This window comes from Mesorhizobium atlanticum, from assembly GCF_003289965.1.
Lineage (GTDB): Bacteria > Pseudomonadota > Alphaproteobacteria > Rhizobiales > Rhizobiaceae > Mesorhizobium > Mesorhizobium atlanticum.
Genome location: NZ_QMBQ01000004.1, coordinates 734,216 through 750,307 on the forward strand (window position 1 = coordinate 734,216; position 16,092 = coordinate 750,307).

The 16,092-nt window shown below is 64.4% G+C and carries 15 protein-coding genes; 9 read left to right on the forward strand and 6 right to left on the reverse strand.

Annotated elements, in window-relative coordinates:
• Positions 1-11 precede the first annotated feature (11 nt).
• From DPM35_RS17115 to DPM35_RS17125, 3 genes are all read left to right on the forward strand, one after another.
• Positions 12-812, forward strand: a complete 801-nt coding sequence (locus DPM35_RS17115; protein ID WP_112128413.1) for a transporter substrate-binding domain-containing protein — start codon at positions 12-14, stop codon at positions 810-812.
• Positions 813-880: 68 nt separating this feature from the next.
• Entirely contained in the window at positions 881-1,549 is a 669-nt protein-coding gene (locus DPM35_RS17120) for an amino acid ABC transporter permease (RefSeq protein WP_112128414.1), read from the forward strand.
• Positions 1,546-2,190 (forward strand): amino acid ABC transporter permease, encoded by a 645-nt coding sequence (locus DPM35_RS17125; RefSeq protein ID WP_112128415.1) that lies wholly within the window; start codon positions 1,546-1,548, stop codon positions 2,188-2,190. The genes DPM35_RS17120 and DPM35_RS17125 overlap by 4 nt, the downstream gene beginning before the upstream one ends.
• A gap of 40 nt (positions 2,191-2,230) precedes the next feature.
• Here DPM35_RS17125 and DPM35_RS17130 read toward each other — a convergent pair whose 3' ends face one another.
• The gene (locus tag DPM35_RS17130; protein ID WP_112128416.1) at positions 2,231-3,634 is read right to left on the reverse strand and encodes an MATE family efflux transporter; all 1,404 of its coding nucleotides are present in this window, start codon (positions 3,632-3,634) and stop codon (positions 2,231-2,233) included.
• 244 nt (positions 3,635-3,878) lie between these two features.
• Between DPM35_RS17130 and DPM35_RS17135 the strand changes: the two genes are divergently transcribed.
• The 6 genes from DPM35_RS17135 (at position 3,879) to DPM35_RS17160 (ending at position 10,248) form a co-directional block, all read left to right on the forward strand.
• Entirely contained in the window at positions 3,879-4,796 is a 918-nt protein-coding gene (locus tag DPM35_RS17135; RefSeq protein ID WP_112128417.1) for an AraC family transcriptional regulator, read from the forward strand.
• 229 nt (positions 4,797-5,025) lie between these two features.
• On the forward strand, positions 5,026-6,300 hold the full coding sequence (locus tag DPM35_RS17140; protein ID WP_112128418.1) for an ABC transporter substrate-binding protein: 1,275 nt from the start codon (positions 5,026-5,028) through the stop codon (positions 6,298-6,300).
• Between the two features lie 107 nt (positions 6,301-6,407).
• The gene (locus DPM35_RS17145; RefSeq protein ID WP_112128419.1) at positions 6,408-7,274 is read left to right on the forward strand and encodes a carbohydrate ABC transporter permease; all 867 of its coding nucleotides are present in this window, start codon (positions 6,408-6,410) and stop codon (positions 7,272-7,274) included.
• Complete coding sequence (locus DPM35_RS17150; protein WP_181592045.1) at positions 7,271-8,098, forward strand: carbohydrate ABC transporter permease; 828 nt, start codon at positions 7,271-7,273, stop codon at positions 8,096-8,098. The genes DPM35_RS17145 and DPM35_RS17150 overlap by 4 nt, the downstream gene beginning before the upstream one ends.
• 14 nt (positions 8,099-8,112) lie before the next feature.
• Entirely contained in the window at positions 8,113-9,159 is a 1,047-nt protein-coding gene (locus DPM35_RS17155; RefSeq protein ID WP_112128421.1) for an NAD(P)-dependent alcohol dehydrogenase, read from the forward strand.
• Positions 9,160-9,162: 3 nt separating this feature from the next.
• A complete protein-coding gene (locus tag DPM35_RS17160) occupies positions 9,163-10,248 on the forward strand; it encodes an ABC transporter ATP-binding protein (RefSeq protein WP_112128422.1) in 1,086 nt (361 codons plus the stop codon).
• An 88-nt stretch (positions 10,249-10,336) separates the two neighbouring features.
• Here the strand turns inward: DPM35_RS17160 and DPM35_RS17165 are convergent, their stop codons facing one another.
• The 5 genes from DPM35_RS17165 to DPM35_RS17185 form a co-directional block, all read right to left on the reverse strand.
• Positions 10,337-11,923 carry an FGGY-family carbohydrate kinase gene (locus DPM35_RS17165; RefSeq protein WP_112128423.1) on the reverse strand — a complete coding sequence of 529 codons (1,587 nt, stop codon included), beginning with the start codon at positions 11,921-11,923 and terminating at the stop codon, positions 10,337-10,339.
• Positions 11,920-12,603: an HAD family hydrolase gene (locus DPM35_RS17170; protein WP_112128424.1), complete on the reverse strand. Its 684-nt coding sequence runs from the start codon at positions 12,601-12,603 to the stop codon at positions 11,920-11,922. Before DPM35_RS17170 ends, DPM35_RS17165 begins: the two co-directional genes overlap by 4 nt.
• A gap of 22 nt (positions 12,604-12,625) precedes the next feature.
• Entirely contained in the window at positions 12,626-14,104 is a 1,479-nt protein-coding gene (locus DPM35_RS17175) for a mannitol dehydrogenase family protein (protein WP_112128425.1), read from the reverse strand.
• Between the two features lie 160 nt (positions 14,105-14,264).
• Entirely contained in the window at positions 14,265-15,035 is a 771-nt protein-coding gene (locus DPM35_RS17180) for an L-iditol 2-dehydrogenase (protein WP_112128426.1), read from the reverse strand.
• 10 nt (positions 15,036-15,045) lie between these two features.
• Positions 15,046-16,050 (reverse strand): ABC transporter ATP-binding protein, encoded by a 1,005-nt coding sequence (locus DPM35_RS17185; protein WP_112128427.1) that lies wholly within the window; start codon positions 16,048-16,050, stop codon positions 15,046-15,048.
• Positions 16,051-16,092 lie beyond the last annotated feature (42 nt).

Here is a 16,092-nt window from a genome sequence, read left to right on the forward strand (position 1 = left end):
GGGAACCAAAAATGACACTTCGCAACGCACTGAAATCCGCAATCGCGGCGGCCATGATGCTCGGCGCCGCCGGCCTCGCCACCCAGGCGAAAGCCGACGCCATCGACGACATCACCAAGGCCGGCGCCATCAATGTCGGCATCTTCTCGGACTTTCCGCCCTTCTCCTCGGCCAGCGCCGATATGAGCATCAAGGGCTATGACATCGACGTGGCGCAGGCGATCGCCGACTCGCTCAAGGTGAAGCTCAACCTGGTCAGCGTCACCGGCCAGAACCGCATTCCGTATCTCACCGACAAGCGCGTCGATATCCTGATGAGCGTCGGCTACTCCAAGGAACGCGAGCAGGTGATCGATTTCGCCGCCGCCTACGCGCCCTATTACATCGCCGTCATCGGGCCGAAAGCGCTCGCGGTCAAAGGCAAGGAAGACCTCGCCGACAAGTCGATCGCCGTCAATCGCGGCACGCTGGAGGATACGTCGCTGACCGAAGCCGCGCCGGCTTCCGCCGATATCCGCCGCTTCGACAATTACAACTCCGTCATCCAGGCCTTCATCTCCGGCCAGACGCAGCTGATGGTGGTCGGCAACGATGTCGGCGCCCAGGTGCTGGCGAAGCAGGACGCGCTGCAGCCGGAGCAAAAATTCCAGCTGCTCACCTCGCCCTCGCATATCGGCCTCAACAAGAACGAGGACCGACTGAAGAAGGCGGTGAACGACGCGGTCGCCAAGATGCTCGCCGACGGCAAGCTGGACGAAAGCTCCAAGGCCTGGCTGAAGACGCCGCTCAATCCCGCCAACCTCAAGGATTGATCTCCGGCGCGGCTCAGCCTGTCATGAAGGGCTGAGCCGTTCCGCCTGCTCCAACAAGGTCTATCGCCATGGGCTACAGCCTCGACTTCGGCTGGCTTGCGGGTGCGGCGGGCGTGATCGCGCGCGGCGCGGCGATGACGCTGCTTCTGATCGCCGTCACCACGCTCGCAGGCACCTTCCTCAGCATCCTGGGCGCCGCCGGCAAAAGAAACGGCCCAAAGCCGCTTCGGCTGGCAATCGGCTGCTATGTCGAGGTGATGCGCAACACGCCGTTCCTGGTGCAGCTGTTCTTCATCTTCTTCGGGCTGCCCAGCCTTGGCGTCAGGCTGGACCCGATCCTGGCAGCGATGCTGGCGATGACGCTCAACATGGCAGCCTACACGATCGAAATCGTCGGCGCCGGGCTCGACGCCGTGCCGCGCGGGCAGACGGAAGCCGCCCTGGCGCTTGGGCTGAGGCCGCGCCAGGTGTTCATCAAGATCGTGCTGCCGCAGGCGCTGAAAGTGATCTACCCGGCGCTGACCAGCCAGATCGTGATCATGATGCTGGAATCGGCCGTGGTGTCTCAGATCGCGGTGCGCGAGCTGACCTACGAAGCCGACATGCTGCAGGCCCGCACCTTCCGCGCTTTCGAGACCTATTTCGTCGTGACGATGGTCTATCTCGGCCTGTCGATGGGGCTGCGCCGGCTGCTGGTCAGCGGCGGCCGTCAGGTTCTGGGAGCCGGCGTGTCATGATTGAGTTCACCTTCTGGGACATCGTCCGCAACCTCTTGCTCGCCGCGCGCTGGACCGTGCTGCTGTCGCTCGCCGCCTTTATCGGCGGCGCGCTGGTCGGGCTGGTGGTGCTGTTCTTCCGCATCGCCAAAAACAAATGGGTGAAGCGGATCGCCTCCGGCTATATCGCGCTGTTCCAGGGCACGCCGCTTCTGATGCAGCTTTTCCTGATGTTTTTCGGCCTGCCGATGCTGGGGCTGCGCATCGAGCCGTGGACGGCGGCGGTGCTCGGGCTCACCTTCTTCGCCAGCGCCTATCTCGCCGAAATCTGGCGTGGCGGCGTCGACGCGCTGCCGAGGGGACAATGGGATGCCGGCGCCAGCCTCGGCCTGCACTATCTGCAGGAACTGCGGCTGATCATCCTGCCGCAGGCTTTCGCGATCACCCGCGCGCCGACGGTCGGCTTCCTGGTGCAGCTGATCAAGTCGACGGCGCTGACCTCGATCATCGGCTTCGAGGAACTGGTCAGGACCTCCAACGCCATCAACAACGCGACCTTCGAGCCGTTCAAGGTCTACGGGCTGGTGGCGCTGATCTTCTTCGTCATGTGCTTCCCGCTGACGCAATATGCGCGCCGGCTCGAGCGTGCGGCTGCCCGCTAAGCCGGCGAAAGACCGCCAGCCGGACCGGCAGCCTTAGGCTTCAATGCCCGAAGGACAGCGCCGGCGCGATGCGATCGCGCCTGACCCAGCGCGCTAGCAAAAGCGCCGCCACCACGGCCAGCCCGGAGGCCAGGCCGATCCAGATGCCGACGCCGTTCAGGCCGAAATGGAAGGCAAGCAGCACGCCGAGCGGCAGGCCAACGCCCCAATAGCCGATCGCCGCATAGATCATCGGCACCTTGGTGTCGTGCAGGCCGCGCAGCATGCCGGCGGCCACCGCCTGGGCGCCGTCGAAGATCTGGAACAGCGCTGCGAACACCAGGAACGACACGGCAAGCGTGATCACCCTGGCATTGGCCGGATCGGCAAGATCGATGAAGGCGCTGATCAGCGCATGCGGCCACAGAATCATCACCAGGCCCATCAGCGCCATGAAGGAGACGCCGATGACGAAGGCTGTCCAGCCGGCGCGCGACACGCCTTCGGGATTGCCGGCGCCATGCGCCAGGCCGACGCGCACGGTGACCGCCTGGTTGAGCCCAAGCGGCACCATGAAGGAGATCGAGGCGATCTGGATGGCGATGGCGTGGGCGGCGAGCGAGTCCGCATCGATCAGGCCCATGAGCAGGGCCGCCGCATTGAAGATCGTCACCTCGAAGGCGAGGATGCCGGCGATCGGCAGGCCGAGCCTGAGCAGGCCTCGGAAGCGCGGCCAGTCGGCGCGCCAGAAGCGGCCGAACAAGCGGTAACGGCGGAATTTCTTCTCCTTGATCACCACCGCCGCCAGGCCGATGAACATCAGCGTGCTGGACAAAGTGGTGGCGAGGCCGGAGCCGGCGATGCCCATCGACTTGACGCCGAGATTGCCGAACATGAGCACCCAGTTGAAGAAGGCGTTGCAGGCGACCGCGACGAAAACGATGACCAGCGCCCAGCCGGGCCGCTCCAGCGCCGAGATGAAGGAGCGCAGCACGATATAGCCATAGAAGGGCAGCACCGCCCATTGCAGCCAGTGCAGGTAGATGCCGGCCTCATGCGCAAGCTCCGGCTTCTGGCCCATGGCCAGCAGCACCTCTTCGCCATGCGAGAGGAATAACCAGATCGGGATCGAGATCAGGATCGCCAGCCACAGGCCCTGGCGCACGGTGCGGCGCAGATCGCGCACCGAATGGCGACGGCGGCCGAGCTCGGTCGCCATCATCGGCGAGGTGGCCAGCATCAGGCCGAGGCCGAAGATCAGCGGCATGAAATAGAGGTTGGAGCCGAGCGCACCGGCGGCGAGCGTGTCCGGCCCGAGCCGGCCCATCATCATGACGTCGGTCGCGGTCATGGCCGTCTGGCCGAGATTGGTCAGCACCATCGGCCAGGCGAGCGCGATCGTCGCCCTGATTTCCTGACGCCAAAGGTTTTCCGGCGCGAGAGCGCCGGTTTCGATCGCAGACATTGTTCCGCTCTTTCAGAACACGGCGCGTCGGCAAAAAGGCCGGAAGCCGCACAGCAACGGCGCAAAATGGCGCCATTTGCGTCGCCTTGTGGATGAAAAGCGACATTTTGGCAAGGGAGGAGGCGGGGTTAGCGATTGATCCAGGCGCAGCCCGGTTTCCGCGACGCCTCTTTCATTTGCTGCCCGCGGGCTGCTACGGATACCCCCGGGCACGCGCAGCCGGCGCGCCATGCCGGAGGACTGAATGCCGTTCAGGCGCAGAAAGAACACGGCCGCGATCCCGCGCACGGCGCCCGCCTTCGAGCATATCGTGACGGAGGCGAGCGAGAGTTTCCTGTGGCGGCTGGACGATTATCCCTGGGAGCGCAATGTCTGGAATTTCCACCCGGAATACGAAATCCATCTGCTCAGGAAATCGTCAGGCGTGGTGCTGGTCGGCGACCATATCGGCGAATTCGGGCCGGGCTATCTGACCATCGTCGGCGGCGGGCTGCCGCATGACTGGGTGACGGCGGTGCAGCCTGGCGAGCTGATCGAGGGCCGCGATATCGTGCTGCAATTCGATCCCGAACGGCTGCGCGGTTCATCCGGGCTGCTGCCGGAATTGCGCGAGCTGGAGCCGTTCCTGGAGCGCTCGCTGCGTGGCATGGTCTTCCACGGCCAGACGGCGCTCGACGGCGCCGAGCTGATGGAAAGAATGGGCGAGGTGCACGGGCTGGCGCGGTTCCGCCTGTTCCTCGAACTGCTGGATCTCCTGGCCACCACAGACGAATACGCGCTGTTGTCGTCGCCGGACTTCTCGCCGCTTCTCGACGCGGAGTCGCTCGACATCATCCAGCGCTCGCTGACCTATCTGTTCCAGCATTTCGCCGAGGACCTGAAGCTGCCCGACGTCGCTCAATTGGCCGGCATGAGCGAAAGCAGTTTTTCCCGCTTCTTCCAGAAGAACACCGGCAACTCCTTCAGCGACCATCTCGCCAAGCTCAGGCTCTGGCAGGCCTGCAAGCTGCTCGCCGATACCGATATCCCGATCACCGACATCTGTTTCCAGGTCGGCTATATGAACATCTCGAACTTCAACCGGGCCTTCCTGCGCAAGCACAAGATGACGCCGTCCTCCTACCGCAAGCTGTCGCGGCAGCGGCTGACGCTTCGGGCCTGATTTCACCGTCCCTGATCGCACTGATACTCATCTGACCGGTAGGCTCTACCGGCGCCATATTTTGCGCCGCACAATGCATAAAAGTACAGGTCTGCTGCAACGGAGCTTCTAGCCTCGGTCTTCCCAACTGCTCATTTTGGCGACGGGTGGCAGGTCAGACGGGCGACGGTGAGGGTCGCTTAGCCAAGGACCTGCCGCTTCCGCGAGTGTTCCAGGAGGAGAAAAACCAATGAATTCAAATCGGCTCGCTGCCAGCCTCGGCGCAGCGTTCGTGCTTACCGCTTCCGTGTCAACCGCAGCACTTGCCCAGGCGCCGGTGTGCTCGGCGCCGGTCAAGGTGCTGGCGCAACCGCGCGACGGCCTGACCCTTCTGGAGGACTCCAAGGACGAGTTCAAAAAACTCTCCGGCGCCTCGTTCCAGATCGATTACCTCAACGAGAACGACCGCCGCGCCAAGTCGCGCGCCGATGCTTCCACCGTCGGCAATTACAACGTCTACTATGTCGACGAGGCCAATGTGGCGCTGTTCGCGTCCTCGGGCTGGATCGCGCCGCTGACCGATTATTACCCGGCTGAATATGACTTCGCCGATTTCGATCCGGGCCGCCAGAAGGTCGCCACCTATGACGGCAAGGTCTGGTTCGCGCCGCTGACCGGCGGCGGCGACCTGATGGTCTACCGCAAGGACGTGCTGGAAGCTGCCGGCATCCAGCCGCCGAAGACGCTGGATGAGCTGATTGCCGACGTGCCGAAGCTGACCAATGCCGACAAGGGCATATACGGCATCGCGCTGCGCGGCGCGCGCGGCTCGGGCGCCAATGTCTGGCGCTGGATGCCGTTCTTCAAGGCCTATGGCGGCAAGTGGTTCGATGGCGACAAGCCGGCTTTCAATTCGGACGCCGCCGTGAAGGCGACTGAGACCTATCTGAAACTGTTCAAGGACTCGGCGCCCGGCACGCAGACCGGCAGCTGGGACGAATCGACCGGCGCCTTCCTCTCCGGCCAGGTCGCCATCCTCGTCGAATCGACGCCGCTGTCGGGCATGGCGGTGGACCCGAAGACCTCGCAGGTGGTCGGCAAGGTCGGCTTCCTGCCGCCGCCCTCGCCGCTGCCGGGCGGCGGCTACGGCCATGGGCTTGCCATCGGCACCAAGGCCAATGCGGATGACGCGGCGAAGAAGTGCGCCGGCCTGTTCATCGCCTGGGCAACGTCGAAGGAGAACGAGAAGCGCCGGCTCGATGCGCATCAGTTCGGCGAGCTGAACCGCACCAGCGTGCTCTCCAGCAAGGAATTCGCCGACATCTACGGCGCCGATCTCGGCCAGGCGCTGGCCGAAACCGGCAAGGTGACGGCGGTGAACTTCTGGCAGGATCCGCGTTGGCCCGATCTCGGCGACCGCTGGGGCATCATCCTGGAGGAACTGGTCGCCGGCACACGCACCGACATCAAGGGCGGCCTCAACGAGCTCGAGGCCTATGCCAACGATCTGGTGAAGAAGAAGTAATCCTCCCGCCCGCGGCGCGCGGCCCACGGCATTCGAAGGAATGCCGGGATCCGCGCCGCGGGTTCACCCCTCGATCCAAGGCACCGCGACAAACCCGAGGAGAGGCAATGCGCCGACGCTCTTCCCTGCCGGTCACATTTCTGGTTCCCACCCTCGCCATCCTTCTGGTGCTGTCGATGGTGCCGACACTCTATGCCATCGTGATCGCGCTGCAGAACCGTGAGCTGAGCTCGCCCGGCTATTCCTGGGTGTGGTTTTCGAACTTCGCCGATCTCTTCCTCGACCGCCGTTTCCTCAACGCCGTCTGGGTGTCGGTGAAATGGGAGATCGTCACCGTCGTCGCGACCATGGCGGTGGCGATCGGGCTCGGCGTTTTGATGTTCGAGGTCGCCAGCCCGCGCCTGCGCAATTTCTACTGCCTTTTGTTCATCATCCCGGTGCTTTTGCCGCGCGTTTCCGCGGCCTTCGTCTGGAAGTTCGCCTATCACCCGCTCTACGGCATCGCCACCTACCCTTATCGGCTCATCACCGGCGGGCTGATCTTCGATCCGCTGTCCAAGCCCGCGACCGCCTTGTTTGCCGTCGCATCGGTGGATGTCTGGCAATGGGGACTGTTCTTCGCCGTCATCGTGCTGAAGCTGCTCGAAACCTTGCCGCCGCAGCCGATCGAGGCGGCCAGGCTCGACCACGCCAAACGCTGGCAGATCCACGCCTATGTGACCCTGCCGATGCTGAAGGCGCCGCTGATCAGCCTGATGTTCGTCAAGATGATCGAGTCGCTGCGCTCCTTCGACCTGATCTATGTGATGACGCGCGGCGGACCGGGCGTAGCGACCGAAACGCTCGACATGTACGCCTTCTCGCAGGGCTTCATCGAATCCGGCAAGGTCTCCTACGCGTCGGCCATGGCGGTGCTGATGATGATCGCGACCGTCATCACCTTCACCATGCTGTGGAAGCGGGTGCAGGCATGAAGCCCTATCGATTGAGACCGGGCCGCCTGATCGCCAAGGCCGTCCTGGCGCTGGCCGGGTTCCTCGCCGTGTTCCCGCTGGCGTGGACGGCGCTCAACGCGCTGAAGAACAATGTCGACATCATCACGCGCGTGCCGAAGGTGGTCTTCACGCCGACGCTTGCCAACATCAGCTACATCCTCGGCCGCGACAGCGTCCTGACCGGGCTCTACAATTCCGCGGTTGCCTGTGGCGCGGCGGTGCTGATCGGCATCGTGCTTGGCCTGCCGGCGGCCTATGCGGTGGCGCGCTATCCCAACCGCTTTGCCGGCGACATCCAGTTCTTCGTGCTTTCGTTGCGCTTCCTACCGCCGGTGGCGGTCGCAATCCCGCTGATGGTGATCTGGCTGCAGATCGGCCTCTACGACACTTTGCCGGCGCTGATCGTCACCTACTCGCTGCTCACCATCTCGGTGATCATGTGGCTTGCGATCCCGGCTTTCCAGGGCGTGCCGAAGGAGATCGAGGAGGCGGCCTTCGTCGACGGCTACGGCGCCTATTCGGTGTTCTGGCGGATCGCGCTTCCCGTGGCGGCGCGCTCGCTGATCGGCGCCATCGCCTTCAGCTTCGTCTTGGTCTGGAACGAGTTCCTGATCGCGCTGATGCTGTCGAGCTCCAACGCCAAGACGCTGCCGATCGTGGCCTCCGAGTTGTCGCAGCAAGGCATGAACGTGCCCTGGGGCATCCTCAACGCCTCGGTCGTGCTCCTGTCGCTGCCGCCGCTGCTCTTCCTCGGTGTTCTGAGCGGCTTCCTGAATTCCGTTTTCCGGCAAAAGAAAAGTTGAAGTGAGGATACCCGATGCGGGCACTGGTGCTTGAGAAAAAAGGCGAACTGTCGCTGCGCGAGATCGCGCTTCCGCAAGACGTCGGACCGGACGATGTCAGGATCGCCATCCACACGGTCGGCGTCTGCGGCAGCGACGTGCATTACTACACGCATGGCGCCATCGGCAGCTACATCGTGCGCCAGCCCATGGTGCTCGGCCACGAGGCCTCGGGAACGATCGTCGAGGTCGGCGCCAATGTCACGAGCCTGAAGGTCGGTGACCGCGTCTGCATGGAGCCGGGCGTGCCGAACCTTTCATCGCGCGCGACGAAGCTCGGCATCTACAATGTCGATCCGGACGTCCGCTTCTGGGCCACGCCGCCGGTGCATGGCGTGCTGGCGCCCTACGCCGTCCATCCGGCCGCCTTCACCTACAAGCTGCCGGACAATGTCTCCTTCGCCGAGGGCGCGATGGTCGAGCCCTTCGCCATCGGCATGCAGGCGGCGGCGCGCGCCCGCATCGTGCCGGGCGACGTCGCCGTCGTCGTCGGCTGCGGCCCGATCGGCATCATGATCGCGCTCGCCGCGCTGGCGGGCGGCTGTTCCAAGGTGCTGATCTCGGACTTCTCCGCGCCGAAGCTGGAGATCGCCGGCCAGTATCCCGGCATAGTGCCGGTGAACATCGGCGAACAGTCGCTGGTCGACGCCGTTGCGACCGCGACCGACAATTGGGGCGCCGATATCGTGTTCGAGGCGAGCGGCAGCCCGAAGGCTTTCGCCAACCTGTTCGACATCGTGCGGCCGGGCGGCGCGGTGGTGCTGGTCGGGCTGCCGGTGGAGACGGTCGAGCTCAATGTGCCGGCGGCCATCTCCAAGGAAGTGCGCATCGAGACCGTGTTCCGCTACGCCAATATCTTCGACCGCGCCTTGCAGCTCATCGCCTCCGGCAAGGTCGATCTCAAGCCGCTGATCACTGGCACCTATGATTTCTCCGAGAGCATCAAGGCGTTCGAGCGCGCCGCGCAAGGCAGGCCGCAGGACGTCAAGCTGCAAATCCTGCTGACCGGCGAGAAGGGATAAGGCATGTCCGCCATCGTTTGCTCCCATGTCGACAAGGCCTATGGCGCCACGACCGTCATCCGCGATCTCAACCTCGCAATCGAGGAGCATGAGTTCGTCGTGTTCCTGGGACCGTCCGGCTGCGGCAAGTCCACGCTTCTGAGGATGCTGGCCGGACTGGAGGATATCAGCGGCGGCGAGGTGTCGATCGGCGGCAAGGTGGTCAACGATCTCGACCCGGGTGACCGCGGCATCGCCATGGTGTTCCAGAATTATGCGCTCTATCCGCATATGACGATCTTCGACAACATCGCCTTCGGACTGAAGCGGCAGAAGGTGCCGGCGGCCGAGATCAGGAAGCGCGTCGAGGCGGTCTCCAGGACGCTCGGCCTGGAACCCTATCTCGGCCGAAAGCCGACCGAGCTTTCCGGCGGCCAGCAGCAGCGCGTGGCGATCGCGCGCGCCATGATCAAGACGCCGAAAGTGTTCCTGTTCGATGAACCGCTCTCCAATCTCGACGCCAAGCTGCGCAACCATATGCGCGTCGAGATCGCCAGGCTGCACCAGTCGCTGAAGACCACCACAGTCTATGTCACGCATGACCAGCTCGAAGCGATGACGCTGGCCGACCGCATCGTGCTTCTCAAGGACGGCGTGATCGAGCAGATCGGGTCGCCGGCGGAGATCTATCGCCGCCCGGGCAACCAGTTCGTGGCCGGCTTCATCGGTACGCCGAACATGAATTTCATCGAGGCGATGGTCGGCCGCAACGGCAATGGCTGGACGCTGACCGGCGCGGGGACGGTGCTATCGCTTGAAGGCGGCGGCTTCCACCTGCAGCATGGCGATCGGGTGGTGCTCGGCATCCGGCCACCCGATCTCAAAACGGCGAACGGAGGCGCAGGCAACATCCTGCAAGGCACCGCCGACCTCATCGAATTTCACGGCAATGACGCGCTGGTGACGTTCGGCTCCGGCGGCAAGGAGATCAGCGCGCTGGTGCCGGCCCGCGAGTGTCCGGAGTTGCGCGCGCCAGTGCGCTACAGCTTCGATGAAGAGAGCATCCATCTGTTCGACGCGGAGAACGGCAGGTCGCTGCGCAAGCAGTAGAGCAATTCCAGGAAAAGTGTGACGCGGTTAGGTTCGGCCACTTGGCCGTAACTTTCCGCCCGGAATTGCGTGAAACAAGAGCTAGAATCTAGCTGATCGCGTCGAGTATCTGCCGCTGGCGGTGCATTTCGAGGAAGATGCGGTAGTCGCGATCGAAGCAGGCGCCGGCTTCCTTGTTGGGCGCTCGCGTCCTGCCACCCTGCTGCATGGCGACGCAGGCCGCTTTGAGGTCGGGGTAAAGCCCGGCGGCGGTCGCCGCCACCATGCCGGTGCCGAGCAGCACCGCCTCGTCGGCCAGCGGCTCGACCACCGTGCAGCCGGTGGCGTCGGCGTAGAGCTCCATCAAAAGCGGGTTCTTGGTGTGGCCGCCGGTGACATGCAGCGTGTCGATCAGATAGCCGTTCTCGTTCAGCGCCTCGAGCACATGGCGTACGCCGAGCGCTATGCCGACGGCGGTGCGCCAGTAGAGCTTGCATAGGCTGTCGAAGGAGGAATCGAGCGTCAGCCCGCTGATGACGCCGACCGCATGCGGATCGGCGAGCGGCGAGCGGTTGCCATGGAAATCCGGCAGCACATGCAGCCTTGCCGCCAGCGCATCGCCATCCTCGGCGCGCAGCTCGGCGACGCGCCTGGCGATCTTCATGTGCATGGCCGCGTCCGGCTCGCCGCCGGCGCCGTGCCAGCGGATGATGTGGTCGAGCAGCGCGCCGGTGGCCGACTGGCCGCCTTCCGACAGCCACAGCGTCGGCAATGCCGCGCCGAAATAGGGACCCCAGACGCCGGCGAAAGGCTGCGGGTCATGCGACATCGCCATGACGCAGGACGATGTGCCGGCAATCAGCGCCAGGTGCCGGCTGATGTTCTCCTCGTCGCCGGCAAAGCCGCCCAGGACACCCAGCGCGCCGGCATAGGCATCGATGACGCCGGCGCCGACCCGACATTTTTCAGTCAGGCCGAGCTCTGCGGCGGCCTTCGCCGTCAGCGGACCGATATCCGTGCCGACCGGGCTCGCCTTTTCCGGCAGATTGCCGTGCTCGAACAGATCGCCGAGGCCGACGAGCTCGAAGAAGTCGCGCCGCCAGCTTTCTTCCTCATGCGCGAGATAGGTCCATTTGGCCGTCAGCGTGCATTGCGAGCGGGCGAGCGAGCCTGACGCCTTCCAGGTCAGGAAATCGGCGAGGTCGAACAGATAGCCGGCTTCATTCCATGTCTCCGGCAGATGGCGCTTCAGCCACATCAGCTTCGGCGTTTCCATTTCCGGCGACATCACGCCGCCTATGTAGTCGAGCACGGCGTGGCCGCTTGCCGTGCATTCATCGGCCTCGGCGATGGCGCGATGATCGAGCCAGACCATCGTGTCCCAGCGCTTCTCGCCGGTGACCGAGACGCTGGTCTGGCCGCCCTGGCCGTCGCGGACCACCAGCGAGCAGGTGGCGTCGAAAGAGATGCCGGCGATATCCGCGGCGGCAACGCCGGATTTCTCGAGGGCGGACCGCACGGATTTGCATACCGCCGACCAGATGTCCTCCGAATCATGCTCGGCATGATCGGGTTTGGGCTGATGCATGGCGATCGGATGATCGGCGCGGGCGAGCAGACTGCCGCGCGCGTCGAGAATGCCCGCGCGAGCGCTCCCGGTGCCGACATCGACCGCGCAAACAAAGCTTTTCGTCAAGATGCTTTTACTCTCGCTCCCAGGGCTGCAATCAGATCGGGCAATTGCAGCATGTCAGCGAATATAGAGTCCGGTTCGGTCGACGCAAGCCGGGCTTTCAAGCCGGGATTTCCGGCATGCGAGCCGCCGGTGAAGGCGAAGACGCGCATGCCCGCCGCGCGCGCCGCGGCGACGCCGGCCGGACTGTCCTCGACGACCAGGCAATTGCGCGGATGCGCGCGCATCGAGGCAGCGGCGTGGAGGAAGAGATCAGGCGCCGGCTTGCCACGCTTGACCATGGTGGCGCTGAACAGATGCGGTTCCAGCAGCGGCAGCAGGCCGGTGACCTCGAGCGCGTAGCGGATGCGTTCCAGCGTGCCGGACGAGGCGACGCAGCAAGGCAGGCCGAGCTTCGGCAGCACCTCCTTGATGCCCGGGATCGGCTTCAATTCCTCGCGGAACTTGCGCATCAGGTCGACGCGCATGGCGGTCAGGTGCTGGTCGCTGATCTCGAGCCCGAAATCGCGGCCGAGGATCTCGCGCACGCTTTTCATGCTCTTGCCGAGGAAATGCTCGTAGGCGGCGTCCTCGCTCACCGTGCCGCCGGCGAGCTCGATCATGCCGAGCAGCGCCGAGACCGAAAGGGCCTCGCTGTCGACCAGCACGCCGTCACAGTCGAAGATGACCAGTTCCGGCCGCATCGCGATCTGCTTCCAGTGAGCGTCAGAGCTTGCCGGCGAGATAGCGCGTCAGGGTTTCGCGCGCGCCGTTGGCCCACAGGACCTTCAGGGCGTGGGCGAAGGCCTCGGCGAAGACGGGCGAGCGGCCGACATCGCCATAGATGTCATCCATCGCCAGCCAGGCCTTCGGATCGTCCTTGGCTGCCTTCGCGGTCGCCTGCATGCGGTCCCAATTGGGATCGTTCGGCTCGGTGACGGCGCCGCTGTCGGTGGTGCCGAAGCAGTAGCGGCACCACAAAGCGGATTCCAGCGCGAGGCCGGCGACACCCTTGCCCGCCTTCAGCCGGTCGGCGATGGTCGGAATGATGAATTTCGGCTGGCGGTTGGAGCCGTCGAGGCACAGCCGGCGGATGGTGTCGCCGATCTTGGGATTGGAGAAGCGGCGCTCGATGAGCTGGTAGTAGTCCTCCAGATCGGTGTTCGGCACGGGCGGCACGGTCGGGATGATCTCGTTATGCTCGAGCTTGGACAGGAAGGCGCGCACCAGCGGCTCCTGCATGCCTTCATGGACGAAATGGATGTCCATCAGCCCGGCCGGATAGGCTATCGTTGCGTGGCCGCCATTGAGGATGCGGATCTTCATCAGCTCGTAGGGCGACACATCCTTGACGAATTGGACGCCGACCTTTTCCAGCGCCGGGCGGCCGGCGGTGAAATGATCCTCCAGCACCCATTGCTTGAACGGCTCGCAGAACACCGGCCAGTTGTCCTCCAGCCCGAAATCGTCGGCCAGGATCTTGCGCTCGCGGTCGGTGGTGGCGGGCGTGATGCGGTCGACCATGCCGTTCGGGAAAGCGACATTGTCCTCCACCCATTTGGCGAGGTCCTCGTCTATCAACCGGGCAAGGCCGATGACGCCGTCTGAGGTGACGTGGCCATTGTGGGGGATGTTGTCGCAGGACATGACGGTGAACGGCACGATACCGTCGGCGCGACGGCGCAACAGGCCGGCAAGGATGATGCCGAAGACGGTTTTCGGCGGCGCGCCCGGCTGCGCGTCGGCGACGATATCGGGATGGGCGGGGTTGAACTTGCCGGAAGCCGGGTCAATGAAATAGCCGCCTTCGGTGATGGTCAGCGAGACGATCTTGATCGCCGGGTCGGCAAGCCGCTCGATGATCGCGGCCGCATTACCAGGCGTCAGGAAATCGATCATGGCACCGGTGACGCGGGCGCTCATATGGCCCTGGTCCTGCTCGACGACCGTGGTCAGCCAGTCCTGCTCCTCGAGCTTGGAACGACCGATCTTCTCGCCTTCGAACACGCCGGCGCCGATCAGCGCCCAGTCATGTCCTTGCCCCGTGGCGAACAGATCGTCGAGATAGACCGCCTGGTGCGAGCGGTGGAAATTGCCGACGCCGAAATGGATGATGCCCGCCTTCAACGCAGAGCGATCATATTTCGGACCGGCGACCTTGGCCGGCAGCTTGGCGAGGTTCGAGGAAGAGAGTTTCACGGTCATCTCATTTTACCCTTTGGCCGATCTGCCCGACTTTTCCGCCTCCTTGGGGTAGCGAGGGTGAGGGGCAGCGCCTGATTTTTCCAGTGTGCCGCCCCTCACCCGCCCCGCGGCGTCTTCTCCGGAGGAAAGAGAGAAGCGCCTCCCCCTCAACTCATCCCCGTCAGCTCATCCACTGTCCGCCATCGACATTGTAGGTCTGGGCGACGATGTAGTCGGCCTCGTCGCTGGCGAGGAAAACCGCCATGCCGGCGAGGTCCTCCGGCTTCCCCATGCGGCCATAGGGAACCCCTTCGCCGACCAGACGCTTCTTCTCGCCCTTCGGCCGGTTCTCGTATTTGGCGAAGAGCGCATCGACCTGGTCCCACATGTCGCTGTCGACGACGCCAGGCGCTATGCCGTTGACATTGATGCGGTCCTTGATGAGGTCGAGCCCGGCCGATTGGGTGAGCGAGATGACGGCGGCTTTGGTGGCGCAATAGACCGCGACCAGCGGCTCGCCGCGCCGGCCGGCCTGGCTCGCCATGTTGATGATCCTGCCGCCCTTGCCACGCGCGATCATCGAGCGGGCGGCCGCCTGCAGCATGAACAACGTGCCGGCGACATTGACCGCGAACAGTTTTTCGAAGCTCGCCCTGGTTATTTCGACGATCGGCGCCAGGTCGAAGATCGCGGCATTGTTGATCAGCACGTCTAGACCGCCAGTCTTGTCCTCGACGACCTTCACCGCCGCCTCGATCGAGGACTGATCGGTGACGTCGAGCCGCAGCGCGTAAGCGGCGGAGCCGATCGCTTTCGCCGTCGCTTGCGCGGCGCCGAGGTCGATATCGGCAATCGCAACCGTCGCACCTTCGCGCGCGTAGGCTTCGGCGAAGGCCCTGCCGATGCCGCGCGCCGATCCGGTGATCAGCGCCGATTTGCCTTTCAACCTCACTGTCCCGTCCTCACGCGGCCAGCGCCTTGCCGTCGGCGCCGAAGCGGTGAAGCTTGGTCTTGTCGGGGGTAAGGTAGACGGTGTCGCCATGCTTCACCGCGACCTCGCCGTCGGCGCGGACATTGACAGTGCCGATGCCATCCGCCTGGACGTGCAGGAAGGTGTCGGAGCCGAGATGCTCGGCAACGCCGACCGTCGCCTTCCAGTCGCCGGACGAGGTCGAGATATTGAGATGCTCGGGCCGGATGCCGATGGTCTTGGCGCCGTATTTCTCCGCCGGCGCGCCTTCGATCATGTTCATCTTGGGCGAGCCGATGAAGCCGGCGACGAAAAGGTTCTTCGGCGTCTTGTAGAGCTCCATCGGCGAGCCGACCTGCTCGATGTTGCCGGCGTTGAGCACGACAATCTTGTCGGCCATGGTCATGGCCTCGACCTGGTCGTGGGTGACGTAGATCATCGTCGTCTGCAGCTGATGGTGCAGCTCGCTGATTTCCAGGCGCATGGTGCCGCGAAGTGCTGCATCGAGGTTGGACAACGGCTCGTCGAACAGGAAGGCCGACGGCTGGCGTACGATGGCGCGGCCGATGGCGACGCGCTGGCGCTGGCCGCCGGACAGCTGGCCCGGACGCCGCTCGAGATAGTTGGTGAGGTTGAGCACGCGCGCGGCGTCCTTGACCTTCTTGTCGATGGTCGCCTGGTCCTCGCCGGCCATCTTCAGCGGGAAGGCGATGTTCTTGGCGACCGTCATATGCGGATAGAGCGCGTAGGACTGGAACACCATGGCGAGCTTGCGCTTGGCCGGCGCCTCGCGGGTGACGTCGCGGCCATCGATCGAGATGGTGCCGCCGCTGGTGTCCTCCAGCCCGGCGATCAGCCTGAGCAGCGTGGACTTGCCGCAGCCCGACGGGCCGACGAACACCACGAACTCGCCGTCCTCTATGTTGAGGTCGATGTTCGGAATGATCGTCGTCGACCCAAAGGACTTGGAGACGTTCTTGAGCGTGATGTTTCCCATGGTTTCCTCCCGGGGATGGTCTTCGTCGTCCGCCGCTTGGGC